The sequence below is a fragment of the Microbulbifer mixtoriginis (SeqCode) genome (assembly GCF_052466695.1).
Map to the genome: position 1 here is coordinate 3,800,289 of NZ_CP174285.1, position 25,895 is coordinate 3,826,183.

The 25,895-nt window shown below is 54.9% G+C and carries 20 protein-coding genes; 15 read left to right on the top strand and 5 right to left on the bottom strand.

All coding sequences use genetic code 11. The features are described 5' to 3' along the window. Window positions 1-27: 27 nt before the first annotated feature. Window positions 28-510 carry a chemotaxis protein CheW gene (locus ACJJI0_RS16570; protein ID WP_444883445.1) on the top strand — a complete coding sequence of 161 codons (483 nt, stop codon included), beginning with the start codon at window positions 28-30 and terminating at the stop codon, window positions 508-510. A 142-nt stretch (window positions 511-652) separates the two neighbouring features. Here ACJJI0_RS16570 and ACJJI0_RS16575 read toward each other — a convergent pair whose 3' ends face one another. Further along, on the bottom strand, window positions 653-3,337 hold the full coding sequence (locus ACJJI0_RS16575) for a penicillin-binding protein 1A (protein ID WP_444883446.1): 2,685 nt from the start codon (window positions 3,335-3,337) through the stop codon (window positions 653-655). 147 nt (window positions 3,338-3,484) lie between these two features. On the opposite strand from ACJJI0_RS16575, the gene ACJJI0_RS16580 reads away from it, so the two are divergent. From ACJJI0_RS16580 to ACJJI0_RS16630, 11 genes are all read left to right on the top strand, one after another. Next, window positions 3,485-4,561: a pilus assembly protein PilM gene (locus ACJJI0_RS16580; protein WP_444883447.1), complete on the top strand. Its 1,077-nt coding sequence runs from the start codon at window positions 3,485-3,487 to the stop codon at window positions 4,559-4,561. Between the two features lies 1 nt (window position 4,562). After that, the gene (locus ACJJI0_RS16585; RefSeq protein ID WP_444883448.1) at window positions 4,563-5,138 is read left to right on the top strand and encodes a PilN domain-containing protein; all 576 of its coding nucleotides are present in this window, start codon (window positions 4,563-4,565) and stop codon (window positions 5,136-5,138) included. A 12-nt stretch (window positions 5,139-5,150) separates the two neighbouring features. Next, window positions 5,151-5,771 (top strand): type IV pilus inner membrane component PilO, encoded by a 621-nt coding sequence (locus ACJJI0_RS16590; RefSeq protein WP_444883449.1) that lies wholly within the window; start codon window positions 5,151-5,153, stop codon window positions 5,769-5,771. Continuing rightward, entirely contained in the window at window positions 5,768-6,295 is a 528-nt protein-coding gene (locus tag ACJJI0_RS16595; protein WP_444883450.1) for a pilus assembly protein PilP, read from the top strand. The genes ACJJI0_RS16590 and ACJJI0_RS16595 overlap by 4 nt, the downstream gene beginning before the upstream one ends. After that, window positions 6,295-8,487, top strand: coding sequence for a type IV pilus secretin PilQ (locus tag ACJJI0_RS16600; RefSeq protein WP_444883451.1), 2,193 nt, complete (start codon window positions 6,295-6,297; stop codon window positions 8,485-8,487). The genes ACJJI0_RS16595 and ACJJI0_RS16600 overlap by 1 nt, the downstream gene beginning before the upstream one ends. Beyond that, window positions 8,487-9,008 (top strand): shikimate kinase AroK, encoded by a 522-nt coding sequence (aroK, locus tag ACJJI0_RS16605; RefSeq protein ID WP_252085944.1) that lies wholly within the window; start codon window positions 8,487-8,489, stop codon window positions 9,006-9,008. Before ACJJI0_RS16600 ends, aroK begins: the two co-directional genes overlap by 1 nt. A gap of 79 nt (window positions 9,009-9,087) precedes the next feature. Further along, window positions 9,088-10,173, top strand: a complete 1,086-nt coding sequence (gene aroB, locus ACJJI0_RS16610) for a 3-dehydroquinate synthase (protein WP_252084192.1) — start codon at window positions 9,088-9,090, stop codon at window positions 10,171-10,173. Between the two features lie 344 nt (window positions 10,174-10,517). Then, entirely contained in the window at window positions 10,518-14,966 is a 4,449-nt protein-coding gene (gltB, locus tag ACJJI0_RS16615) for a glutamate synthase large subunit (RefSeq protein WP_444883452.1), read from the top strand. Between the two features lie 20 nt (window positions 14,967-14,986). Further along, window positions 14,987-16,405 (top strand): glutamate synthase small subunit GltD family protein, encoded by a 1,419-nt coding sequence (locus tag ACJJI0_RS16620; protein WP_444883453.1) that lies wholly within the window; start codon window positions 14,987-14,989, stop codon window positions 16,403-16,405. A 159-nt stretch (window positions 16,406-16,564) separates the two neighbouring features. Further along, entirely contained in the window at window positions 16,565-17,644 is a 1,080-nt protein-coding gene (hemE, locus tag ACJJI0_RS16625) for a uroporphyrinogen decarboxylase (protein ID WP_444883454.1), read from the top strand. A 172-nt stretch (window positions 17,645-17,816) separates the two neighbouring features. Continuing rightward, on the top strand, window positions 17,817-19,172 hold the full coding sequence (locus ACJJI0_RS16630; protein WP_444883455.1) for a cyclic di-GMP phosphodiesterase: 1,356 nt from the start codon (window positions 17,817-17,819) through the stop codon (window positions 19,170-19,172). Between the two features lie 54 nt (window positions 19,173-19,226). Here ACJJI0_RS16630 and asd read toward each other — a convergent pair whose 3' ends face one another. The 3 genes from asd to rsgA are packed head-to-tail and all read right to left on the bottom strand — an operon-like array spanning window position 19,227 to window position 21,948. Beyond that, window positions 19,227-20,090: an archaetidylserine decarboxylase gene (asd, locus tag ACJJI0_RS16635; protein WP_444883456.1), complete on the bottom strand. Its 864-nt coding sequence runs from the start codon at window positions 20,088-20,090 to the stop codon at window positions 19,227-19,229. Window positions 20,091-20,116: 26 nt separating this feature from the next. Then, window positions 20,117-20,911: a sulfurtransferase gene (locus ACJJI0_RS16640; protein ID WP_444883457.1), complete on the bottom strand. Its 795-nt coding sequence runs from the start codon at window positions 20,909-20,911 to the stop codon at window positions 20,117-20,119. Continuing rightward, on the bottom strand, window positions 20,908-21,948 hold the full coding sequence (gene rsgA / locus ACJJI0_RS16645) for a small ribosomal subunit biogenesis GTPase RsgA (RefSeq protein WP_444883458.1): 1,041 nt from the start codon (window positions 21,946-21,948) through the stop codon (window positions 20,908-20,910). Before rsgA ends, ACJJI0_RS16640 begins: the two co-directional genes overlap by 4 nt. Before the next feature lie 86 nt (window positions 21,949-22,034). Here rsgA and orn point away from each other — a divergent pair, with 86 nt between their 5' ends. Further along, entirely contained in the window at window positions 22,035-22,577 is a 543-nt protein-coding gene (gene orn, locus ACJJI0_RS16650; protein ID WP_444883459.1) for an oligoribonuclease, read from the top strand. Between the two features lie 81 nt (window positions 22,578-22,658). Here orn and queG read toward each other — a convergent pair whose 3' ends face one another. Next, window positions 22,659-23,762 carry a tRNA epoxyqueuosine(34) reductase QueG gene (queG, locus tag ACJJI0_RS16655; RefSeq protein WP_444883460.1) on the bottom strand — a complete coding sequence of 368 codons (1,104 nt, stop codon included), beginning with the start codon at window positions 23,760-23,762 and terminating at the stop codon, window positions 22,659-22,661. A gap of 134 nt (window positions 23,763-23,896) precedes the next feature. Between queG and ACJJI0_RS16660 the strand changes: the two genes are divergently transcribed. Then, window positions 23,897-25,378, top strand: a complete 1,482-nt coding sequence (locus ACJJI0_RS16660; protein WP_444883461.1) for an NAD(P)H-hydrate dehydratase — start codon at window positions 23,897-23,899, stop codon at window positions 25,376-25,378. A gap of 2 nt (window positions 25,379-25,380) precedes the next feature. Further along, entirely contained in the window at window positions 25,381-25,869 is a 489-nt protein-coding gene (gene tsaE, locus ACJJI0_RS16665) for a tRNA (adenosine(37)-N6)-threonylcarbamoyltransferase complex ATPase subunit type 1 TsaE (RefSeq protein WP_252084203.1), read from the top strand. Window positions 25,870-25,895: the final 26 nt, after the last annotated feature.

A 25,895-nucleotide genomic window follows, 5' to 3' on the forward strand; every position in this document is an offset into this window, starting at 1 on the left:
TGAAATATTGCATGCAAGAGGTAGGCAATGAGTGAAGTTGAAGCGCTGCCGCTAGATGTTCCCCAGGAGGTGAGCAGCCTGCTGTTGCCGCTACAACAGGGCCAGATGTTGGTTCCTGTAGAAAGCCTTTCCGAGGTGATCGCTATGCAGGTACCTATGGCAGTATACGATGTGCCTGAGTGGTATCTGGGGGACCTCATTTGGCGTGAGCAACGCCTGCCGCTGTTGTCTTTTGATGTGATGCGTGGCGAAGCACTGGGCGGAACCTCAGATAATGCTCGTATCGCGGTGCTGAGTAGCGGAAACCCAGATGGAGACCTGCCCTATTTTGCTCTTATATTGCAGGGGACACCGCGTTTAGTAAGGGTGACCCAGGAAGAACTAGTGCTACGGGAGCAAACCCTGAGCCTAGGGGAGCTAATGCACGTGGCACTTTTAGGTGAAGAGGCCGTCATTCCCGATCTGCAGAGCGTAGAGCGTTCCTGCCTTAGGTATAGAGAGTCAGAATAGTGGTGTAATAGCGCGGATGTCTCTTGTATGACAGGTGATAAGAGAGAAAACAATAATCAATAAAAGAAAAGGGGCCATGGGCCCCTTTTCTTTTATTAGTATGCCCACTCATTAAGTGGGCTTATGGCAGGGATGCCGTATCTTAGAAAAGCTCTTCGGGTGGTGGCTCACTCGATCGGTCCCGGCCTGGCATCTCATCGTCGGAGTATCTGGTGCGATAGGGGTTGTAGGCCTCGCGCCCGGGTACCCTATTGGTGCGGAAGATCTCAAACATGCCGCCATAGGAGGTACGTAGGCCGTTCTTGGGGTTGATACGCACGGTCGTTATGCTGTCTGGCTGGGGCAGGTGACGCTCGGGCAAGCCCTCCAGGGCAGTACTCATAAAATCTATCCAGATAGGCAGTGCCGCAGAGCCACCGTACTCATTTTTACCGAGTTCGCCGTAAGAGTCGAAACCCACCCAAGCACTGGTGGCTAGGTAGGGGCTATAGCCTGAGAACCATGCGTCGCGCGGGCCGTTGGTTGTTCCCGTCTTGCCAGCAATATCACCGCGCTTCATAGCGAGGGCGCGTCGGCCGGTGCCTTTTTTGATCACATCCTTGAGAATGGAATCCATGATGTAAGCCGTCTCGGGGGTCATGGCGCGCGGTGCCAGGGGGCGTGCCTGGGGCTTGGATGAATCCAGTGGGCCAACCGGGAGTACTTTCAGCTCGGGAGGCTCTTTGCCTTGGTCCGGGCCCTCTTCACCGGGTTGAATTGCCGCTAGGTCGAGTGGCTCCTGATTATTGAATCCTTGGGACTCACTGCCAGGCTCAGGACAGTCATTGCACACAGTGAGTGGTAGGGCCTGGTAGAGGGTTTCGCCGTTTACATCTAAAACCCGGTCAACAAGATAGGGCTCCACTCGATAGCCACCATTGGCGAAAGCTGCATAGCCACGCACCATTTCCAGGGGCGTCAGGGCCGAGCTACCCAGTGCGATGGTTAGGTTGCGCGCCAATTTACTGCGGTCAAAGCCGAAGCCCTCGACAAAACCGAGGGCGTAATCGAGCCCCAGTGCCTGCAGCAGGCGAATGGAGACCATGTTACGTGACTTATACAGAGCCATACGCAGGCGGGTGGGGCCAAGGAAAGTGCCGCCATCATTCTCCGGGCGCCACACATCTTGCAGGTTGGTTTCCTCGAAGATTATTGGGGCGTCGTTAATCACGCTGGCGGCGGTATAGCCGCGCTCGATAGCCGAAGCATAGATAAATGGCTTGAAACTGGAGCCCGGTTGTCGCGCCGCCTGGGTGACGCGATTGAAGTGGCTCTGGCGGAAGTCATAGCCACCTACTAAGGCGCGTATGGCGCCGTCTTGGGGATCGATAGAGACTAGGGCTCCCTGGGCCGATGGCACCTGGGTTAGCTCCCATTCCTCAGTAATTTGTGGCTCCAGGGGGCTGGAAGAGACTTCTTCGGCCTCTGCAAATGGATCGGGGTTGGGTGTGTCTTCAAAGGCGCTAGCAAGTTGGGCTGCCCTACCTGTGCTGGTAGGTTCTTCCTGGGAGCCGATAACCTCAGTGTGCTTAATCTCAATGCGGCGCAGGCGCACCACATCACCAGGTGCAAACATCTTCTCGGCAGACTGTAAGCGTGGTCCTCGTGAGCTTTCAGTAATATAGGGGCGAATGGAGTCGAGCCCATTCTCCCAGGGAACCTCGACCACACGGCGGTCGCGCAGCTGTACTTGCAACAGCTTTGGCTCCACCGCAGTGACCACTCCGGGCTCAAGCCCACCCAGCACAGGGATTTCATTGAGCAGATCAATCAGTTGGTCACTGTCATGCAGCAGTTCCGGTGGCAGTCGCTGTTCCGGGCCACGATAACCGTGGCGTGAATCATAGGTTTCGAGGCCGTGTTGCAGTGCCCTGCGCGCCTGGTCCTGCAGGCGGCTGTTGACGGTGGTGATGACCTGATAGCCATCTGTGTAGGCACTGTCGCCAAAAAGCTCAACAGCTTCTTTGCGCGCCATTTCGGCGATATAGGGGGCATCCAGATCCAGATCGCGGCTGTGGTAGCTGGCGGTCACCGGTGCGGTAATGGAGTGCTTGTACTCATCCTGATCGATATATCCCAGGTCGAGCATGCGCTTCAAGATCCAGTTGCGGCGCACTAGGGCCCGAGTGGGGTTGGCGATGGGGTTGAAGGTGGAGGGGGCCTTGGGCAGTCCCGCCATCATTGCCCATTGCGCCATGCTCAGGTCCTTGATGTCACGACCGTAGTAAACATGTGCGGCAGCCTGAAAGCCATAGGCGCGGTTACCCAGGAATATTTTGTTGATATAGAGTTCCAGAATCTCATCTTTGCTGAGTTCGCGCTCAATTTGCAGTGATAAGAGAATCTCATTGAACTTGCGGATAAAACGCTGCTCACGGCTCAGGAAGAAATTACGCGCCACCTGCATGGTTAAGGTACTACCACCAGACTGGATTGAGCCGGTCTGCACCAGCTGCGAGGCTGCCCGCATCAAACCCTTAATTGAAACCCCACTGTGTGAGTAGAAGCTCGCATCCTCTGCTGCCAGTATTGCCTTGATAAATGGTTCTGGCGTTTGTTGGATGGTGATAGGGTTGCGGCGTTTCTCACCAAACTCGCCTATCAGTTTCATGTCTTGTGAATAGACGCGCAGTGGGGTCTGTAGGCGAATATCCCGCAGGCTTTCGACTGAGGGCAGCCCGGGTTTCAGGTAGAGGTAAATGCTGGCGAAAACCATGGCTGCGCCGGCTGCGCCGGCGAGACAGAGCCAGAGCAGCGCTAGTAGACGATTTCGGGCTTTTACTGTCATGAAACTGCTTCTGTGTACTTCATTTGAGTGATTCGGTGAATAATTATACGAATATTGTGCGCTATTACCTATGCAAATGCCGGTTGAAGCGGTAATTTAAAGTGCTATAACATCAAACTTTCATAACCCACGGAAAAGATAAGAAAAATGGGGATTTTCCCTTTTCTGGATAAAGGCCCGAAGGCCATGTTGGGACTCGATATTAGCTCGACCGCAGTAAAGTTGCTGGAGCTAAGTCGCAATGGTGACAAATATCGGGTCGAAAGCTACGCCGTGGAACCCCTGCCGCCGAATGCGGTAGTGGATAAGAACATCAATGATGTTGGCGCCACGGCGGAAGCTATCCGCAAGGTAGTGCGCCGTTCCAAAACTCGACTGCGCCGTGCGGCTGTCGCCGTATCCGGCTCCGCAGTGATCACTAAGACCCTGGAAATGCCCGCTGATCTCTCCGATGAGGATCTGGAAGCGCGTATTGCCTTGGAAGCGGATCAGTACATTCCCTATCCCCTCGAAGAAGTTAGTCTCGATTTTGAGGTACAGGGGCCATCCGAAAGAGGGGATGACCAGGTGGAAGTGTTACTGGCAGCATGCCGCAGCGAAAATATCGAACAGCGGGTTTCCGCCCTCGGTGAGGCTGAGTTGGAGGCGGGTGTCGTGGATGTGGAAGCTTACGCTATTGAGCGCACTTACACTCTACTGGAAGATCAGTTTCCTCCCCAAGAGCAGTTGGTTGTTGCGGTAGTGGATATCGGTGCGACTATGAGTGCACTGTCTGTACTGGTTGATGGCAAGACAGTTTATACACGGGAGCAGCTATTCGGTGGTCGGCAGCTCACCGATGAGATTCAGCGGCGCTACGGCCTCTCCGCCGATGAGGCCTCTCTGGCGAAGCACCAGGGTGGCAGCGGATTGCCCGATGACTATTATGCCGAGGTTCTGGAGCCGTTTCGGGATGCGGTGATTCAGCAAGTCACCCGCGCGCTGCAGTTCTTTTACTCTTCGACTTCCTACAGCGATGTGGATTACATATTGCTCAGTGGTGGGGTTGCCGCGATGGAAGGTTTGTCTGATTTGGTCGGTGAAAAACTGGGCAAACCCACAGTGATTGCCAATCCTTTTTACAAAATGGCTACCTCTTCTCGGGTAAACCAACAGATATTAGCCAAAGAGGCTCCAGGGCTGATGATCGCGGCAGGGCTCGCCATGCGGGAGAAGGAGTACTGAGATGGCCAAGATTAATCTACTCCCCTGGCGCCAGGAATATCGCGCACAAAAGCAGAAAGAGTTTCAGCAAGTATTAGTGCTGGTGATTATTGCTGCTGCGGCGTCGGTTTTTCTTTGGATGAAAACGGTTGATCGGCAAGTCGCTTCCCAGAATGAGCGCAATCAGATACTGCAGGTCAAGATTAATGCCCTAAATAAACAGGTAAGTGAGATCAAGGACCTGAAAAAGCGCCGCCAGGAACTGATTGATCGAATGCGGGTGATTCAGGAGCTCCAGGGGAACCGTCCTCTAGCTGTTCGTTATTTTGATGAGCTGGTACAGGCAACTCCGGAAGGGCTTTGGTTGACGGCTTTAGAGCGTAAGGGAAGTGGCCTGAGTGTGTCTGGAATTGCTGAGTCGAATAACCGGGTTTCCTCCTTTATGCGTAATCTGGATCAGTCAGACTGGTATGAATCCCCAAACCTTACCGATGTCACAGCGAGCCCTGCTTTTGGCGAGCAGGCCAGTGCGTTTCAGCTCACGGTGAACTTAAGTGGGCGTAAGACGAATGATGAAGATCAGAGCGTGGCCAACTAAAGGAAAATAGAAATGACATTGGCGAATACGCTTACGCAGCTGCAAGAGCTGGATATTAATGATATTGATTTTAGTCGTGTGGGGGTTTGGCCCCTGGCAGGACGCATAACTTTATTAGCGATAATTGTGGCTTTTTTGGTCGGGGCTGGCTATTACCTCTGGGTTGGTGATCAGTACGACAAGCTTGAGTTTGCTACTAATAAGGAGCAAGAATTATTCTCTAAGTTTGAGAAGAAACAGTTCGAAGCTGCAAATTTAGATGCTTATCGAGCCCAGCTTGTTGAAATGGAGGAAACTTTTGGTGCTCTATTAAAACAGTTGCCAAAAGATACAGAAGTTCCAGGTTTGCTTGAGGATATTGATGAATATGGGCGGGGCAGTGGTTTAACCATTGAAAAAGTAGAGCTGGAAAAAGAGCTGGTGGGTGAATTTTATGTTGAATTACCTATCAGGATTCAGGTTCAAGGTGGGTATCATGAGTTTGGGTCGTTTATTAGTGGTATTGCTGGTATGCCAAGAATTGTGACATTGCATGATTTCACCATCTCTAATCATCGAGATGGCGCAGGTTTGCTTAACATGATCATTAATGCAAAGACCTACCGATATAAAGATCAAGGAGAAGAGGGGTGAAAAGATACCTTATCCCAACTTTCCTTTTGCTCACTTCTGGTTGTAGTTTAAATACAGATCATAGTGACCTGAATGCAAGAATGGCTGAGATTGAAAGGCGGCCAAAGGGACAGATTGAACCCATTCCTACCTTCACGCCATATAGCCCTTATGTATATAGCGCGACGGCAATGCGAAGTCCATTTACAAGGCCTGTTTTGGACTCAGAACAGCGATTAGTCGGACGTAGGCTTGATATAGCTCCAGATATGAATCGGCAGCGTGAATTATTGGAGCGCTTTAACTTTGATGCTTTATCAATGGTGGGAACCCTATCTGGAGACGGTCAGCTTTGGGCCCTTATTGATGATGGAGAGGGGGGCATCCACAGGATAACTGTGGGTAATTATCTGGGGAAAAATCACGGACGAGTTGTGAGTTCGACAACCTCACAACTCGATGTACTGGAAATTGTTCCGGATGGAACTGGTGGCTGGATCGAAAGGCCGCGAGCACTGATGTTGGAAGAGAAGGGCAACGGATAATGATTAACAAGCAGTTCGCTAAGTGTTTGGCGCCGTTTCAGCTTTTGCTGCTCGCCGTATTAATGGTTCCAGTGGCGTTGCAGGCGCAAGTCAATCAGCTAAATGATATACAGTTCTCTGAGCTGCCGGGTGGCCGGGTTCAGCTGCGTTTAAGTTTTGCAGAAGAGCCACCTGAGCCTACTGGATACACGATTGAGCAACCGGCCCGGATTGTAATGGACTTTGCCGGTGTTGAAAGTGTGCTGCCACAAAAGAAATATTCACTGGGAATAGGTGGTGCTCGTAGTGCAGTGGTAGTTTCCAGCGAAGGGCGAACGCGTTTGATCGTTAACTTGGATCAATTGCCGGTATACAGCAGTGAGCGCCAGGGTAATCAGCTCGTGATGGAGATTGGTGAAAATGTCGCAGCTATGGCTTCATCGACTACCGCTACTACCCACGATGGAGGTTTGAATCTTGGTGGAAATAAGCGATTTAATACATCTGGGACAATTGCGGTAACGGGGGTTGATTTCCGTCGCGGTGAAGAAGGAGAGGGCAAAGTAATTGTTAACCTTTCTGATCCAGCGGTAAATATTGATGTAGAACGCACCAATGGAAAAATATATCTGACTTTTCTAGGCGCTGAGCTTCCCGAATCTCTTCGACAGCGTCTCGATGTGACTGATTTTGCAACTCCTGTAAATGCGATCACGGTAGACAGCGATGGCCGAAATACTGTAATTGCTGTTGATCCAACAGATGCAGATTATGATTATCTCGCCTACCAGGCAGATGATCAGTATGTTCTAAGTGTCAAGCCTTTGTCGGCAGCCGAAATTCGGGAAAAGGAGAAAGAGTTTCAGTTCATTGGGAAAAAGCTCTCATTAAATTTCCAAGATATTGAAGTTCGTTCCGTACTTCAGATTATTGCCGACTTTACGGACCTCAACTTGGTGGCGAGTGACACCGTACAGGGGCGAATCACATTGCGCCTTGATGGGGTACCTTGGGATCAGGCTTTGGCCCTGATATTAAAAGCTAAAGGCTTAGATAAGCGCCAGGAGGGCAGTGTCATTATGGTGGCTCCCGCAGCCGAGATTGCCGAAAGGGAACGTCAAGAACTTGAAACTAGAAAGCAGCTGCAGGAGTTGGCGCCTCTTCGTACTGAATATATACATGTTCGATATGCTGATGCGGGTGAAATTTTTACCTTATTTTCAGGAAAGGATGGTGGATCTTCAGGGCAGGGTGGGTTTGCCGGAGGTAATAGCCGCGATGCGAATAAGGGGAGTATTTTATCGCCACGCGGCAGTGCGATAGTAGATGAGCGCACGAACACCATTATTTTGACGGATACGGAAGAAAAAATAGCGCAGTTTCGTGAGTTGATTGAGGTGATAGATATACCTATTCGCCAGGTTATGATTGAAGCTCGAATAGTGACCGCGAATAGTGATTTTGCAAGTGAATTAGGTGTGCAGTGGAATTATACAGGTACTCATGATATTAACGATGAGACTGTGGCAATTGGAGGAGGGGGGCAAAATAGTTCTACAGTTATTGGGAACGGATCAACATCTAGCGTTTCTTCTCCAGTCAGCTTTCATGAGCCTCTGATGGTCGATTTAGGTGTAGCTACTCCGGCTGGAAGCCTTGCTTATGCAATTTTGAAAGACAATTTCTATTTAGGTTTGGAGCTGTCTGCACTTGAGGACGTAGGGATGGCTGAAATTGTCTCTCAACCTAAAGTAGTGACCGGTGATAAACAGGAAGCGAAAATTCAGTCAGGTGTGGAAATCCCCTATCTTGAGGCTACGTCCTCTGGGGCTGCGTCCGTGACGTTTCGTGAGGCAGTATTGGAGCTGAGTGTGCTTCCTCAAATTACGCCTGATAATAATATTATTATGACGCTAAATATTGAGCAGAATACAGTTGGGGAGTTGTTCAGTATTTCAAATTTTGCCGCAGTTCCTTCTATTAACGTCAATATTCTAGAAACAAAAGTTTTAGTTCGAAATGGTGAAACTATCGTACTAGGCGGAATTTTCGAAAGTACTGCTATCGAAAGTGAAACTAAAGTTCCTTTGTTGGGTGATATTCCTTACCTAGGTAATCTATTCAAAAGAACAATACGTGAAGATGACAAGCGTGAGCTTTTAATGTTTATTACTCCACGTATTATGGAAAATGAGACGTTTTTTGATAAGTGATTAACCGCTCCATCTTTTTAGTCGGCCCCATGGGGGCCGGCAAATCCACGATTGGCAGGTTGTTAGCGGCACAATTGCAGCTGCCTTTTGCTGATACCGATAAAGTCCTGGAAGAGCGCACAGGGGCAGATATCCCCTGGATATTTGATGTAGAAGGCGAAGCCGGCTTTCGTCGACGCGAGAGTGAAGTGCTCGAAGAACTTTGTCTGGGTCCCCACCAAGTTATCGGCACCGGTGGTGGCATCGTTCTACTGGAGGAAAACCGGCGGTTGCTGCAAAAGTTTGGTCATGTGATTTATTTACAGGCCGGGGTAGAGCAGTTGCTGGAACGCACTTCCAAGAACAGTAACCGCCCTCTTTTACGAGTGCCCAATCCACGCGCGCGTATTGAAGAAATTTTACAAGAACGCGCCCCTCTTTATCGCGAAGTTGCGGATGTTATCTGCGACACTGATGACCTGACCCCCAAGCAAGCATCAGCCCTGGTAGCTGAGCGCCTTATGGAAAGCCTCTCCCAATAACCCCTTTTTCACTCTGTGCTAAAGTGCGTCTCATTAACTCAATGCGCTACATATTGGCGCTAGTGGGAAGGAGAGCATTGTGCACTGTTTTAATGTGGAACTGGGGGAGCGCAGTTACCCCATTGTCATTGGGTCCAAGTTATTAGCCGACTCACAATATTTACTGCCCTATTTACGTGGGCGCCAGATCTGTGTGGTTACAAATGAGACAGTGGCTCCCCTGTATTTGTCCCGCTTACTGGATGGGCTCTCTGATTTCGATAAGGTTGATGTTGTCGAACTACCCGACGGGGAAGCCTTCAAGACTCTGGATACCGTCAATCGAATTTTTGACGCTCTATTGGAACAGCGTCACAACCGCACGACTACGCTAATTGCCCTAGGGGGTGGTGTTGTGGGAGATATGTGTGGATTTGCCGCTGCCTGTTATCAGCGCGGCGTCGATTTTATTCAGGTGCCCACTACACTCCTTGCCCAGGTGGACTCCTCTGTGGGAGGTAAGACTGGCGTCAATCACCCGCTAGGTAAAAACATGATTGGGGCTTTTTACCAGCCCCGGCTAGTACTTGCCGATATGGATACATTGACGACCCTGCCAGATCGTGAATTCTCAGCAGGCATAGCTGAAGTAATCAAGTATGGCCTGATCTGTGATGCACCATTTTTCCACTGGATAGAGACCAATATCGATGCACTCTTATCGCGAGATCCCAAGGCTTTGGCTTATGCCGTGGATCGTTGCTGTCGTGATAAGGCAGAGGTTGTGGCTAGTGATGAGCGTGAGGCAGGCCGCCGTGCCATATTAAACTTTGGTCATACCTTTGGACATGCAATTGAGACTGTGCAGGGCTACGGGCGTTGGTTGCATGGTGAGGCGGTGGCCGCAGGAATGGTGATGGCCCTGGAGCTCTCGCATTTACTGGGAGACGTGGACGGTGAATTGGTACAGCGTGTTCGTCAGTTGCTGCAAAAAGCCCAGTTGCCGCAGCAGTCTCCCGCGGATATGAGTGTCGATGATTTTCTGCAAGCTATGCAGTTAGATAAGAAAGTGCTGGATGGCAAGTTGCGTTTAGTATTGCTGAGATCTTTGGGGGACGCAAAAGTTGTCGATGATACGCCTCAGGAAAAAGTTATAGATGCGCTAAGGAACTGTGGTGCCAGGTGACAGGGGATTCGCGAACTGCGCTTATTAGAGAGTACGATCACATAAAACCAAGTTGACAGGAAATAAATCTGTCTTATTTTTGTTTGGCAGTTAAAAAAACTGTGAATTATTGAAAATGTAGTGGTGAGCAAGTAATATTGCGCGCCCCCCGGAAATAATGGCGGGGCAAAATAACCGCCAATAAGAACAATAAAGAAAGCCCCATTAGAGGGCTTTTTTTATCTCGGGATCTTTTACTTAGGGACCGCAGGAGAGCGTAGCGCGAGCGTTAAGCCATTTTTGCCCATATCAGGCCGCTATCGGCAGTGCCTGTGGTCCCCCAATCGATAGTGACGAGGAATTCTATGGGTAGCAGTCTGTATCAGTTGGATGAGTTTAAGGACAACTGTGGTTTTGGTCTGATCGCTCATTTACAGGGTGTGGCGAGCCATAAGTTAGTACAGACGGCCATTGAGTCCCTCACCTGTATGACTCACCGCGGCGGTATTGCCGCCGATGGTAAAACTGGCGATGGCTGTGGCTTACTGCTGCAGAAGCCCGATAAATTCCTGCGTGAGAAAGCGCTAAAGTTGTTCGGTCTGGAGCTCACTGAGACCTATGCCGTAGGTTCGGTGATGTTGCCTCTGGATGACGGTGAGGCGCAGAGCGCTCGCCAAATCTTTGAGTCTGAGCTGCAGGCGCAAGGAATGCGGATTGTTGGTTGGCGCACAGTGCCCACTAACCCCGAGTGTCTTGGCCCCATCGCCAGGGACTGCCAACCTCGCTTCGAACAACTGCTGATTAATGATGCCCAAGAGCCACTGGGTGAAGCCCGTTTTAATGCTCGGCTGTATGTGGCCCGGCGTAAGGCCGAGTTGCAGCTGAGTGGTGATGTTTATATCGCCAGCCTATCTACTAGTGTGCTCTCCTACAAAGGACTGATGATCCCGGCGGATCTGCCAAAATTCTTCCCTGAGTTGGCGGATCCGCGCCTGGAAACCGCTATCTGTGTTTTCCACCAGCGCTTCTCTACCAATACCATGCCGCGCTGGCCTCTGGCCCAGCCTTTCCGCCTGCTGGCGCACAATGGTGAAATTAATACCATTACCGGCAACCGCAATTGGTCGGTGGCGCGCACCAACAAATTTGTTACCGAGCTGATTCCCGAGCTGAATGCGCTGGTACCGCTGGTGAACCGCGAGGGCTCCGACTCCTCCAGTTTGGATAATATGCTGGAGATGCTGTTGGCGGGTGGTATGGAGCTACACCGTGCGGTGCGTATGCTGGTGCCGCCGGCCTGGCAAAATGTTGAGGGCATGGATGCAGACCTGCGCGCTTTCTATGAATATATCTCCATGCATATGGAGCCCTGGGATGGCCCCGCCGGCTTGGTGATGACCGATGGCCGTCACGCGGTATGTACTCTCGACCGCAACGGCCTGCGCCCGTCCCGCTGGGTGATTACCAAAGACGATATTATTACCGTGGCTTCGGAAGTCGGTGTTTATAACTATGCACCGGAAGATGTAGTAGCTAAAGGGCGTCTCGGGCCCGGGCAGATGCTTTCTGTGGATACCCAGGAAGGCAAGCTGTACCACACTGCCGATATCGACAATATGCTCAAGCGCGCCCAGCCTTATAAACGCTGGCTGAAAGAGAAGGCGCGCCGTATTCGCTCCACCTTAGTGACTGCGCCGGTTGACAATAATTTTTCCCACCAACAGTTTAAGGTCTACCAGAAACTGTTCAGTTCCTCTCTGGAGGAGCGCGATAAGGTAGTGCGTCCGATGGCGGAAGCCGGCCAGGAAGCGGTGGGTTCCATGGGCGACGATACGCCGATGGCGGTGCTGTCCCGCTACAACCGCTCGCTCTACGATTACTTCCGCCAGCAGTTTGCCCAAGTGACCAATCCGCCTATAGACCCGTTGCGGGAAACGGTGGTGATGTCCCTGGAAACCTGTTTGGGCCGTGAGAAATCCGTGTTTGAGGAGACGCCAGAGCACGCCGACCGCGTGATTCTGTCCTCGCCGGTGCTCTCCCATATGAAATACACCGCGTTACTGTCGCTGGATCGCCCAGGCTTCGACGCGGAGATTTTCGACCTGAACTACGATCCGGCAAATCTGGATCTTCATAGTGCAATTGAACGTCTGTGTGCCAAGGTAGAGGCTTCTGTTCGTGCAGGCACCGTGATTGTGGTGCTGTCCGACCGCGATATTCGCCAGGGCCATCTGCCCATAGATGCGCTGCTCGCCACCGGGGCCGTGCACCATCATTTGGTGCATGCGGGCCTGCGCTGTGATTCCAATGTGGTGGTGGATACCGCCAGTGCACGGGATGCGCACCAGCTCGCCTGCCTGGTAGGTGTGGGAGCGACGGCAGTACATCCCTATTTCTCCTACAGCATTATCAATCACCTGATCGATAGAGGTGAGCTGCTGTTGGATGCGGCAGAAGCGCAGAAGAATTACCGCAACGGTATTATCAAGGGCCTGTTGAAGATCCTGTCAAAAATGGGTATCTCCACGGTGGCCTCTTACCGAGGTGCGCTGTTGTTTGAGTTGGTCGGTCTTTCCAAAGAGGTGGTGGACCTGTGTTTCCCCGGTGCACCCACTCGTATCGAAGGCGCCGGCTTTGCCGAGTTGCAGGCAGATATGGCCGCGCGAGCGGATATCGCCTGGAAAGCGCGTAAGCCGGTGTCCCCCGGCGGCCTGCACAAATATGTGCATGGCACCGAATACCATACCTTTAACCCGGATGTGGTGACGGCCCTGCGCCGAGCGGCCAGTACTGGGGATTACTCCGCCTGGCGTGATTACTCGGAACTAGTCAACCAGCGCCCAGTGGCAACCTTGCGGGATATGCTGGCCTTCAAGGAAAACCTCGAGCCTGTGCCATTGGAGGAAGTGGAGCCGGTCGAGCAGATTGTGCGTCGCTTTGACTCCGCAGCTATGTCCCTGGGAGCTCTGTCTCCCGAGGCGCACGAATCCCTGGCTCAGGCCATGAACCGCCTGGGTGGACGCTCCAACAGCGGAGAGGGCGGTGAAGATCCGGCCCGTTTTGGCACCGACAAAGTCTCCAAAATCAAACAGATCGCCTCCGGCCGTTTCGGCGTGACGCCGCACTATCTGGTCAATGCCGAAGTGCTGCAGATCAAGGTGGCTCAGGGCGCCAAGCCCGGTGAGGGTGGTCAGTTGCCCGGCGGCAAGGTGAATGACCTGATTGCTCGGCTGCGCTACTCGGTGCCCGGTGTCACCCTGATTTCACCGCCACCGCACCACGATATCTACTCCATCGAGGATCTGGCCCAGCTGATCTACGACCTCAAACAGGTCAACCCGGATGCACTGGTGTCCGTGAAGCTGGTGTCCCGTCCAGGAGTTGGCACTATCGCCGCCGGTGTGGCCAAGGCCTATGCGGATTTGATTACGATTTCCGGTTACGACGGTGGTACTGCGGCGAGCCCTATTACCTCTATTCGCTATGCTGGCTCACCTTGGGAGTTGGGCCTGGCGGAAACACATCAGACCCTGCGAGCCAATGACTTGCGCGGCAAAGTTCGTGTGCAGACCGATGGGGGCCTTAAAACTGGCTTGGATGTAGTCAAGGCGGCGATTCTCGGTGCGGAGAGCTTCGGCTTTGGTACTGCGCCAATGGTGGCGATTGGCTGTAAATACCTGCGTATCTGTCACCTGAATAACTGTGCCACGGGTATCGCGACCCAGCGCAAGAACTTGCGCGATGCGCACTATATCGGCACCGCAGAAATGGCGATGAACTTCTTCCGCTTTGTTGCCGAGGAAACCCGCGAATGGATGGCGAGCATTGGTGTGCGCACCATGGAAGAGCTGGTCGGCCGTGTAGACCTACTTCGTATCCTCGAGGGAGAAACCGACAAGCAGAAGAAACTGGATCTGTCGCCGCTGTTGCATACCGATGCACTACTCGATAGCAAACCGCAAACCTGCCAGCAGGCCACAAATGAGCCCTGGGATAAGGGCGAGTTGGCCGAGCGCATGGTGGAAGAAATTCTACCCGCCATTGAGAACCTGACTGGTGGTGAATTCAGCTTCGAGGTGACCAACTGCGATCGCTCTCTGGGGGCGCGTCTTTCTGGCGAGATCGCCAAGCGCCACGGCAACCAGGGCATGGTGGAGGCGCCAATAAAACTCAACCTCAATGGAGTTGCCGGGCAGTCTTTCGGTGTGTGGAACGCCGGAGGGCTGGAGATGTATCTCGAAGGGGATGCCAACGATTATGTCGGTAAGGGCATGGCCGGCGGTAAGCTGGTTATTCGACCGCCTGAGGGTAGTGAGTTTGCTTCCCAAGACACCAGCATCGTCGGTAATACCTGCCTGTACGGTGCTACTGGAGGTAAGTTATTTGCCGCTGGCCGTGCCGGTGAGCGCTTTGCTGTGCGCAATTCCGGCGCCTTCGCCGTAGTGGAAGGGGCCGGCGATCATTGCTGTGAATACATGACCGGTGGAATGGTCGCGGTGCTAGGGCGCACCGGCTACAACTTTGGTGCCGGTATGACCGGCGGTTTTGCCTATGTGCTGGATCTGGAGCGCGATTTCTTCGACCGCTGCAATCATGAGTTGATCGAGCTGCGCCGTATCAGTAGTGAAATTCTCGAGCCGCACCAGAGTCACCTGCGCGAGGTGATCGAAACCTATGTCGCGGAGACCGGCAGCGCCTGGGGTGAAGAGCTGCTGGATAACTTCGACGATTACCTGAGCCGATTCTGGCTGGTGAAACCCAAGGCAGCCAGCCTTGCGGATCTTCTTTCTGATGTGCGCAAGCGCGGCGAATAAGGCTGGGGTGGAGAGACAGTATGAAAGACAGACTGAACAACGATTTCCAGTTTATCGACGTGGCCCGTATAGATCCGCCGAAGAAAGATATCATCGCGCGCACCAGTGAATTTGTGGAGATTTACCAGCCATCCAGTGAAAACCAGGTAGCGAGCCAGGCACACCGCTGCCTGGATTGCGGCAACCCCTACTGTGAGTGGAAGTGCCCGGTGCACAACTATATTCCCAACTGGTTGAAATTGATCAGCGAGGGGAATGTGATCGAGGCGGCGGAACTCTGCCACGAGACCAACACCCTGCCGGAAGTTTGCGGGCGCGTTTGTCCCCAGGACCGCCTGTGCGAAGGCGCCTGCACCCTCAACGACGGTTTCGGCGCTGTGACCATCGGCAATGCTGAAAAGTACATCACTGATACCGCCTTTGCCCTGGGTTGGCGTCCGGATCTCAGCCATGTGGAAAAGACAGGTAAAAAAGTCGCGATTGTGGGCGCGGGCCCAGCCGGACTGGGCTGCGCCGATATCCTGATACGCAACGGCGTACAGCCGGTGGTCTTCGACAAGCATCCGGAGATCGGCGGCCTGATCACTTTCGGTATTCCGGAATTCAAGTTGGAAAAATCGGTGATGGAAAAGCGCCGCGAGGTGTTTGTTGAGATGGGGGTGGAGTTCTGCCTCAACACCGAGGTGGGCAAGGACATCAGTTTCAAGCAGTTGCTCAATGACTATGATGCCGTATTCCTGGGGATGGGCACTTACAACTACATGAAGGGCGGCTTCCCTGGTGAGGACCTGCCCGGCGTGCACGACGCTTTGCCGTTCTTAGTGGCCAACGTCAATCGCAATATGGGTTGGGAGAAGGACCCTGCGGAATTTGTCTCGGTGGAGGGCAAGCGCGTAGTGGTGCTTGGTGGCGGTGATACCGCCATGGACTGTAACCGCAGCTCTATTCGACTGGGGGCCAAGAGCGTGACCTGTGCCTATCGTCGCGATGAGGAAAATATGCCAGGCTCCCGCCGCGAAGTGGTCAATGCCAGAGAAGAAGGGGTGCAGTTCCTGTTTAACCGCCAGCCAGTAGAAATTGTCGGCGACGGCAGGGTCTCTGGAGTGAAAGTAGTCACTACCGAGTTGGGTGAGCCCGATGAAAACGGGCGTCGCCGTCCGCAGGTAGTGCCCGGTTCCGAGGAAGTCATCCCGGCAGATATCGTGCTGGTCGCCTTCGGTTTCCGCCCAAGCCCGGCGGAATGGTTTGCCGAGCACAGCATTGAAGTAGCGGACTGGGGTGGTGTCGTTGCCCCGGAAGAACAGAAATACAAGTTTCAGACCTCCAACGAGAAGGTCTTTGCCGGTGGCGATATGGTACGCGGTTCCGACCTGGTGGTAACAGCTATTTGGGAAGGGCGCCAGGCCGGTGAGGGTATTCTCGATTATCTGGATATCTGATTTTCCCGGTTGCGGATGGGAGGCTTTAAGCCTCCCATTTTTATATCTTTGTAGAGCGGCACCAGCCCTCAACCTGCCTGGATGATATTGTTGCCAAGCTGTATCTAGTGGCCCCGCCCCCTGTACAATGGCCGTTTTTTTAGCCCGCTCGGTGTACCTATGTCTGATACCAAACCGTCCGAATTGAAAAACGACCGCTTTCTCCGCGCCTTGTTGCGCCAGCCCGTGGATCGAACACCAGTGTGGATGATGCGCCAGGCGGGTCGCTACCTACCCGAGTACCGCGCCAGCCGCGCCGAGGCTGGTAGTTTTATGGATCTATGCCGTAATACCGAATTGGCGTGCGAGGTCACTCTGCAGCCGTTGGAACGCTACCCACTCGATGCGGCGATTTTATTCTCCGATATCCTCACCATCCCAGATGCTATGGGCCTTGGGCTCTATTTTGCCGAGGGCGAGGGGCCCAAATTCCATAAGCCGCTGCGCACTGCCGCTGATATCGAGGCATTGGAAGTGGTGAACAGCGAACGGGATCTGGACTATGTGATGAATGCTGTGTCCACCATTCGCCGCGAGCTAAATGGTCGCGTGCCGCTGATCGGCTTCTCTGGCAGCCCCTGGACCCTGGCCACCTATATGATTGAGGGTGGCTCCAGCAAGGACTTTGCTCGCAGCAAAGAAATGCTCTACAACCGCCCCGAGCTGATGCACCAGCTACTGACCGTACTCGCCGATTCGGTGACCGACTACCTGAATGCACAGATTCGCGCCGGTGCCCAGGCGGTACAAATTTTTGATACCTGGGGCGGCGCCTTGAGTCACAGCGCCTACCGCGAGTTCTCCCTGCAATATATGCAGCGTATTCTCAGCGGTCTGATTAAAGAAGCCGATGGTCGCCGGGTGCCCGCTATTCTGTTCACCAAAGGGGGTGGTCAGTGGTTGGAGGCGATGGCGGATACCGGTGCTGATGCTCTCGGGCTCGATTGGACCACTGATATCGGCAGTGCCCGTGCCCGTGTTGGGGATCGCGTTGCCCTGCAGGGTAATCTGGATCCTTCCGTACTCTACGCCAATCCGGAACGCATCCGCCAAGAAGTGGAAGCTGTGCTGCAGTCCTACGGCCAGGGTAGTGGCCATGTTTTCAACCTTGGCCACGGTATTACTCCGAAAGTAGATCCGGCCCATGCCGGCGCCATGATCGAGGCAGTGGTAGAGCTTTCCGCAAAATATCACGCCTAACTGTGGCAACTAGTGTCTGAGTCTGTGAATACAGTCTCACTTTGTATGGGTGCTCGCCAATATCTGTCCGTGATATAAATGTGCGCTTGCCCGAGGGGGCCCGGATTTAGAAACGGGGCCCTTGCTGAGGGCGGTCTCCAAGCATTTACTACAGTGGTCGGTACCTCCCCAAGTGGCACTCGAACAGGCAAAAATTTCCGTCGGTGATCTCCAGCGCGGCATGTTTGTGTCCAGGCTAGACAAACCCTGGACACAGACTCCATTTGCCCTGCAGGGCTTTTATATCCGCGATTTGGAGGAGATTCGCCAACTACAGAAGTACTGCCGTTTTGTTTATGTCGATGTGCACAAGACCGTAGGCAGTGCCGGTGTTACCTTGCGCCGTTTGATCGGCGCTAGTGGTGCAAGTGCTAAAGGGCATGGCCGAGCCGCCGTGCGCGTCACCATTCCCTGCCGCCCCGTTGCGGTCTCTCACAAGACTTACCCCCCCCCTCAGCCCGCCCAGCGCGAGGCAGGTAATGCGCGCAAGTTGCACGGCCAGATATTGCGCGGTATGGGTGAAGTTATGGGGTTGGTAGCGAGCAATCGACCACTGCCGGTGCCACAGATGAACCGGGTGGTAGAGGATCTGGTTGAGAGTGTGCTGCGCAGCCCGGATGCTTTCGCCTGGTTGGCGCGAGTGCGAGACAGGGATGAACATACTTACAGTCACTCGGTACGCGCCAGTATTTGGGCGGTGCTGTTTGGCCGACATATCGGCTTGGCGCGACATGAGTTGGTGCAGCTGGGGGTGGCCACCCTGTTAAAGGATGTGGGCAAGTTATCGATTCCCGCAGAAGTGCTGCAGATGCCTAAGCGCGACCCGCGCAGCGAGCTGGAGTATCGTAAATTTGTGCAGCACAGCGTGCAGATGCTATCGGCAGACGCCCAGGTCGACCCCCAGGTGATTGATATTGTGCGCGGTCATCGCGAACGCCACGACGGCGGTGGTTATCCCGGTGGCTTGCGCGGTGACAAGATTCCCGTATTGGCGCGCATGTGCGGCATCGTTACTTTTTATGATGAAGCGACGAACCCCCGCGGCGCCAGCCAGCCCATAGCGCCTTCAAAGGCCGTGGCCGAACTCTATGACCTGCGTGGCATCGCCTACCAAGAACAGCTGGTCGTCGAATTTATTCAGGCGATAGGACTCTACCCCACCGGTACCCAGGTAGAGCTCTCCAGTGGCGAAGTGGGTGTAGTGGTGGAGCAGACCTATGACCGGCGTTTGCGCCCCAAGGTGATGATTGTGCTGGATGCGCACAAGCGCCAGCTGAGTAAACCGCGCCTGTTTGACCTGGCGGCTGCCGAGGATCGCGCAGAAAAGCTGATTGAGCGTGGCAAGATGCGCCCGGAGGAAAAGATCAGCATAGTGCGGGATATAGAGCCAGGGGCTTATCCGGAGGTGAATACCTCGGCGGTGCGGGACGATTACCTTTTCAATAGTGGTGGGCAGCTGTCCCGCTTTTTCTCGCGCCTGGCGAGATAGTTTATTTTCGGGGGAAGCCTTGAGAGCGGCGTAACTTACCGCTCTCCCGAAGAATTAGCCGGCGTCAGCTATCATGCTGCCGAAATACTCACCCATACGCACAGGGGTTTCCGCCTCAAGGCTGTCCAGCCAGCGCACTTGATCCGCTCCAAACAACATGATGACTGTGGAGCCCAATTTAAAGCGCCCCATCTCCTCGCCTTTTCGCAGGTGAATCGGTGCATTCTCCAGATAGTTGGTGGTGCGCACATCGCGAGTATGGGGCGCCACCTGGCCGGCCCAAACAGTCTCGATTCCGGCAACGATCATGGCACCAACCAAAATCATGGCCATGGGTCCGGCTTCAGTATTGAATACACACACCAGGCGCTCGTTGCGGGCGAACAGGCGCGGTACGTTTTCGGCGGTTACGGTGTTGACCGAGAACAACTGGCCCGGCACATAAGTCATGCTGCGCAGGGTGCCGTCGATAGGCATATGTACCCGGTGGTAATCCTTGGGTGACAGGTACACGGTGGCGAAGTGGCCATCGTCAAACTGGGCCGCCAATTCCGGATCACCACCCACCAATTCCAGCAAGCTGTAGTCGTGCCCCTTGGCCTGGAACACGCGGCCATTGTGGATAGCACCGAGCTGACTGATGGCGCCATCTGCGGGACAGGCCAGGCTACCCTCGCTACTGACAATCGGGCGTGCGCCCTCTTTGAGTTCGCGGGTAAAAAAGTCGTTGAAGGTGCGATAAGCGGTGCAATCGGTCTCTTTGGCCTCCTGCATATCGACACCGTACTTTTCGACAAACCAGCGGGTGAAAGGGTCTTTGATCGACTTGATCTCGGTGTTCGCCAGCCAGCCCGCAGCGCGGGAAAGAGCGTGTTGCGGAGTTAGGTATTGCAGGGTGGTAAAGAGTTTTGGATTCATACGGGTACAACGTTTTCCGGTAATACTTACTGTTCGACGGGCGTATTTGGCAGGTTGCCCCACTCACTCCAGGAGCCTGGGTAGGCGCGAATATCAAAACCCAGGGACTTACCCACCAACCAGGTAAAACCAGAGCGGTGATGACTTTGGCAGTGGGTGACGATTTTATGTTTTTCATTGATGCCGAGCTTGGCGAGTAGCTCGCGCGCATCGGTGCGGATACGTAGGTCGCGCTGAGGGTCCATCAGCTGGGTCCACTCGCAGTTGATTGCGCCGGGAATATGACCGCCCTTGGTAGCCAAGACCCTTTCTCCACTGTACTCCTGGGGGGAACGGGCATCCCAAACGAGGAAGTCGGGGTTGCCAAGATGCTCCTGGATTTCCCGGGCACTCATGGCAGCATCGGTATCGATCGAGACTTCGATATCGCTTGGGGTAACCTGTGGTTCTTCAGTGGTCAGTGGTAACCCGGCACCGCGCCAAGCGTGCATACCACCGTTTAAGTAGCTGTAATTGCGGTGGCCAATACTCTCCAGGGTCCACAGGAGGCGTCCGGCCCAGCCGCCGCCTTCATCATCACAGGCCACTACATGGGTTTCCGGGCGCAGGCCAATAGCGCGAAAAACTCGGGTCAGCTGCTCGGAGCTGGGGAGTTTACCCGGCGCAGGGGCAGTACCCGCCATCAGTGCCTGAAATGGTAGGTGCAGGGCGCCGGGGATGTGTCCGTTCAAGTAATTTTGCAGGGAGCTGAGGTCGACAACCAATAGCTCTTCATGCTCCAGCTCGGCGGCGAGCTCTTCCGCCTCAATAATCAGGTTCAAAATTTATTCTCCGATTCCAGGCTGTTGCGCAGGTGTAAAAAACTGTTCATACGGCGCTCACTGATGTCGCCGTTGGCCAGTGCCTCGTGAATGGCACAGCCGGGTTCGCCCTGATGGTTGCAGTCGCGAAAGCGGCAGTGGCCGATAAAGGGGCGGAATTCCACAAACCCCTCCAGTAGCGCGGCCTCCTCCATATGCCAGAGGCCAAACTCGCGGATGCCGGGAGAGTCTATCAGATCGCCTCCGCTGGGCAGGTGAAACAGTTCCGCTGCGGTGGTGGTGTGGGTGCCCTTCAGGGTTGCCTCGGACAGGGCGCCGGTACGGGCGCCGGCACTCGGTAGCAGGGCGTTGACCAGTGAAGATTTACCCACGCCGGACTGCCCGACAAAGACGCTGCTGCCCTTGGCCAGGGTCTCGAGTAGTTGTGGCAGGCCCTCGCCGGTTTTAGTGGAAAGGTGCAGTACTGGGTAGCCGAGGTCGGGGTAGGGGGCCAGTAGGGTATCCAGTGCCTGGCGGTTGCCATCGTCGATCAGGTCGATCTTGTTCAGCAGCAGGATTGGCGCTATACCGGTGGTCTCTGCGGCGACCAGGTAGCGGTCGATGGCATTAGCGAAGGGCTCCGGGTAGGGGGCTATAACAATCACAATGCGGTCGATATTGGCTGCTACGGTTTTCAGGTCGCCGTAGCGATCAGGGCGCTGCAGCTCTGAGTTGCGCGGCAACCGCGCACCCACAACTCCATAGCCGCCATCGCTATCACTAGTGGCGGGACGCCAGGCGACGCGGTCGCCGGTCACCAGGGTGTCGATATTGGCACGCATGTGGCAGCGCTGGCGCAGGGAGGCATCGCTCTCACTTTCTACCAAAATTTGGGTGCCATAATTGGCGATGACCAGACCGGTCTGTTCCTGGCCCAGCTGACCGTCGTCCAGGGCCTGCTCTGCGGACTCTTCGCGCTTGCGCGCACGGGCTTCGCGTTCCTGCTGAATCTTGGCGACGCGCCACTGTTGGCGGCGGTTTAATTTGCGTTTACTCATGCACTGGCACCTGGAGATTAGCGGCGGATTATAGCCATTGACGGGTAGTTGCGGTAACTTGCGCGGAAAGTTTGAGGAGACCCGCTGTGGATCAGAACAACCTGATCTGGATAGATCTGGAGATGACCGGCCTCGATCCGGAAAAAGAGCGCATTATCGAAATCGCCACCATTGTGACCGATTCGCGGCTGAATGTGCTCGCCGAAGGCCCGGCGATGGTGATTCACCAGAGCAAAGCCCTGCTGGATGCCATGGATGACTGGAATACCGAGCAACACGGCGGTTCTGGTTTGGTGGCAAAAGTAAAGGAATCGAATATATCCGAGCGGGAAGCGGAGCGAGAGACCCTGGAGTTCCTACGCCACTGGGTGCCGGAGGGTGCCTCGCCCATGTGCGGTAACTCTATCGGCCAGGACCGTCGCTTCTTGGTCAAATATATGCCGCAGCTGGAATCTTATTTCCATTACCGCAATCTGGATGTGAGCTCGGTGAAAGAGTTGGCCAGGCGCTGGCGTCCGGATGTGTTGGATGGGGTGAAAAAACACAGCAGCCACTTGGCTCTAGACGACATTCGCGATTCCATCGAAGAGTTGCGCCACTACCGCGAGACCTTCTTTCGCCTCAGTTAAGCTTCCGACTTAGCGGAGCACTCGGCCGATTAGAGCCTCTTTTCTGCTGCCCCGACTCTTTTCTGTGCCTCGATAAGGGGCTCAGGTTACGCGTTTGATCTTGCGTTTGCGTTTGCGTCCACTGCGCAGCCGCGCCAGGGCCCAATCGATATGCTCCAGCACCAGAGGCGTGGCCGTTTGCCGCGATTGTTCCAGGCTTTCGAATACCTCCTTGCTGGCCGCGCCGTTGCCGAGCGCCACCGCCAGGTTGCGCTGCCAGCGCTCGTAGCCGATACGGCGGATTGGCGAGCCCTCGGTCTTGCGCAAAAACTCCTCCTTGCTCCAGTTGAACAGCGCTAGCAGCTCGCCATTGTCGAGGCCGTGGCGCGGGTGGAAGTCCTGCTCTGCGGTGGGTTTGGCGAACTTGTTCCAGGGGCAGATTGTCTGGCAATCGTCGCAGCCGAAAACCCGATTGCCGATGGGCTCGCGGAATTCCTCCGGAATCGGCCCCTTGTTTTCGATGGTTAGGTAAGAGATACAGCGCCCGGCATCTAAGGTGCGCGGGCCGATAAAGGCATCGGTTGGGCAGACTTTAAGGCAGGCCACGCAATCGCCGCACTCGTCGGCAAAATCTCCGGCATCGACAGGCAAGGGCAGATTGGTATAGATCTCGCCGAGGAAGAAAAAAGAGCCAGCTTTGGAATTGATCAGCAGACAGTTCTTGCCGACCCAGCCGAGGCCGGCCTTGCGCGCCAGAGCGCGTTCCATTACCGGTGCGCTGTCGGTAAAGGCGCGACCCTTGGAATCGATACCCTGTTCGGCACAGAAGGCATCGATCTTCTTGGCCAGGCTGGCCAGGCGCTTGCGAATCAGCTTGTGGTAGTCGCGACCATTGGCGTAACGTGAGACATAGGCCTTACTGGAATCCTTGAGCACTTTGATCGGCTGGGTATCCGGTGGCAGGTAGTCCAGGCGCACACTGATGGCGCGCACGGTTCCCTCTTCCAGTAGTGCCGGGCGCCAGCGCTTTTCCCCGTGGGCGCCCATCCACTCCATATCCGCGTGGTAGCCCTTATCGATCCAAGCGCGCAGGCGCTCACCGTCCTCCTCCAGCTGGCAGTCGGTGATACCAACCTGCTGGAAGCCCAGCTCCCGTCCCCAGAGTTTGATCAGGTCGGCTAATTCGGCGAGCAGTGATTCGGTCATAGATAAAGCGGCTCGATATCCCATGCAAGCACAATGACTGGCCGGGGCGGTATACTTTGCTGTCAGTGCAAGTGGCAGCGATACAATCGCCCATTTTGCCACAGATGACATCTTCACCACATTGCGGGAGCCGCATGGATACGCCACAACCTTTGTACAGTGCCGAATCGGTACGGGAACTCGACCGACAAACAATCGCCGCGCTGGAAATTCCTTCGATACAGCTGATGAAGCGCGCGGCCCGCGCTGCTTTCACCCATTTGCGCGCCCGCTGGGCGGATATCGGCCGCATCCAGGTATTTTGTGGCGGTGGCAACAACGGCGGTGATGGCTATGTGATTGCGGCTCTGGCTGCGCAGAAGAAGATACCGGTGACGGTGTTTGCCTGTAGCGACCCCGAACTCTTGAAGGGCGATGCCCGCGAGGCCCATGCCTACGCCGTTCGCGAAGGCGTTCAGGTGCTGACATCCATGACCGAGCTGGACAGTGCCGATGGTAACACCCTGATCGTGGATGCACTGCTGGGGACAGGGTTTAGCGGTGAATTGCGTCAGGATGTTGCTCATGCCATTGAGCGAATTTGCAAGAGTCCCGGTCCGGTTTTTTCCGTGGATATTCCCTCGGGTTTGAGTGCCGATAGTGGCAGCGCCGATCTGGCCGTTCAAGCCAATATGACCGTGACCTTTATCGGTCGCAAGCTGGGCCTCTACTGTGGACGTGGCCCGGCGCTTTGTGGCGAGGTGATCTTTGCCGATCTGGGTGCCCCCGCACCGGTTTATCAAGCAGTAGAGCCCCTGGCGCAACGGTTTGAGCGCTCCAGCCTGAAACGCCTGCCCGAGCGTGCTGCGGACAGCTACAAAAATATGTTTGGCCATATTTTGATAGTCGGTGGCGACAGCGGTTTCGGTGGCGCAGCGCTGATGGCGGCGCAGTCCTCTGCACGCAGTGGTGCTGGTCTGATCTCCCTGGCAACCCGCCCGGAACACTTAACTGCCGCTTTGACCCGTTGCCCCGAGGTCATGGCTCATCCGGTTATTTCTGGCCAGGAACTGGAACCACTTTTAGAGGGGCCCGATGTCATCGCAGTGGGCCCGGGACTTGGCCGCTCTCCCTGGAGCGAACAGCTGTTGGCCCGCGCCGGCCGCGCTCAGGTGCCGCTGGTGGTGGATGCGGATGCACTGAATATCCTCGCCGCTGGGCGGGTACTCGCTGGTGTAAAACGCGATGATTGGGTGCTGACGCCCCATGTCGGCGAGGCGGCGCGCCTGCTCGGCTGCGATACCGCCGAGGTACTGGCGGACCCCCGCGCGGCGGCGGTGGCAGTTCAGCAGAAATTCAGTGGTGTGGTGATACTAAAAGGCGCCGGCACCCTGATTGCCCACGAAGGCGGTGTCGATCTGATCAACAGCGGCAATCCGGGTATGGCCTCGGGAGGCATGGGTGACCTGCTCACCGGAATAGTGGCGGCCTTGATCGGTCAGCACCTGCCTTTGGTAGATGCAGCGCGCCTGGCAGTTTGGCTGCATGGCGAAGCGGGTAACCGCGCCACGGAGGATGGTCAGCGCGGTTTGTTGGCTACAGATTTATTGCCCTGGATTCGACGGTTGGTGGACTGATAGTGAGTGAACTGAAATTGCATTTAGCGGACGAAGAGGCAACGGTGGCCGGCGGCGAAGCGCTGGGCCGCGCCTGCTTGGCCAGTGGCCTACAGCAGGGGCTCACCCTGTACCTGAATGGCCAGCTGGGCGCTGGCAAGACCACCTTTTGTCGCGGAGTGTTGAGTGCCTTCGGGCACCAGGGCGCGGTGAAAAGTCCTACCTATACCCTGGTGGAGCCCTACGAACTCGGCCCCCAGCGAGTATATCACTTCGACCTCTATCGCCTGGGAGATGCCGAGGAGTTGGAGTTTATGGGGGTGCGGGACTATTTCGCCACGCATAGCCTGAGCCTGGTGGAATGGCCGGAACGAGGCGCTGGCGTTTTACCTGAACCGGACTTGGAGTTGACTCTGCAAGTACCGGATAGCGGCCGCCAGCTGCTGTTGAATACCCATTCCAAACAGGGAGAAGCGGTACTCGATACTCTGGCAAAGATGCTAAATAAATAGCAATTGGCCTGGATTCAGGGATGTGT

Bases quoted from the DNA above. Each gene is read 5' to 3' on its own strand.
- ACJJI0_RS16570 (WP_444883445.1), top strand. From the start codon at position 28: ATGAGTGAAGTTGAAGCGCTGCCGCTAGATGTTCCCCAGGAGGTGAGC.
- ACJJI0_RS16575 (WP_444883446.1), bottom strand. From the start codon at position 3,337: ATGACAGTAAAAGCCCGAAATCGTCTACTAGCGCTGCTCTGGCTCTGT.
- ACJJI0_RS16580 (WP_444883447.1), top strand. From the start codon at position 3,485: ATGGGGATTTTCCCTTTTCTGGATAAAGGCCCGAAGGCCATGTTGGGA.
- ACJJI0_RS16585 (WP_444883448.1), top strand. From the start codon at position 4,563: ATGGCCAAGATTAATCTACTCCCCTGGCGCCAGGAATATCGCGCACAA.
- ACJJI0_RS16590 (WP_444883449.1), top strand. From the start codon at position 5,151: ATGACATTGGCGAATACGCTTACGCAGCTGCAAGAGCTGGATATTAAT.
- ACJJI0_RS16600 (WP_444883451.1), top strand. From the start codon at position 6,295: ATGATTAACAAGCAGTTCGCTAAGTGTTTGGCGCCGTTTCAGCTTTTG.
- gltB (WP_444883452.1), top strand. From the start codon at position 10,518: ATGGGTAGCAGTCTGTATCAGTTGGATGAGTTTAAGGACAACTGTGGT.
- ACJJI0_RS16620 (WP_444883453.1), top strand. From the start codon at position 14,987: ATGAAAGACAGACTGAACAACGATTTCCAGTTTATCGACGTGGCCCGT.
- hemE (WP_444883454.1), top strand. From the start codon at position 16,565: ATGTCTGATACCAAACCGTCCGAATTGAAAAACGACCGCTTTCTCCGC.
- asd (WP_444883456.1), bottom strand. From the start codon at position 20,090: ATGAATCCAAAACTCTTTACCACCCTGCAATACCTAACTCCGCAACAC.
- rsgA (WP_444883458.1), bottom strand. From the start codon at position 21,948: ATGAGTAAACGCAAATTAAACCGCCGCCAACAGTGGCGCGTCGCCAAG.
- queG (WP_444883460.1), bottom strand. From the start codon at position 23,762: ATGACCGAATCACTGCTCGCCGAATTAGCCGACCTGATCAAACTCTGG.
- ACJJI0_RS16660 (WP_444883461.1), top strand. From the start codon at position 23,897: ATGGATACGCCACAACCTTTGTACAGTGCCGAATCGGTACGGGAACTC.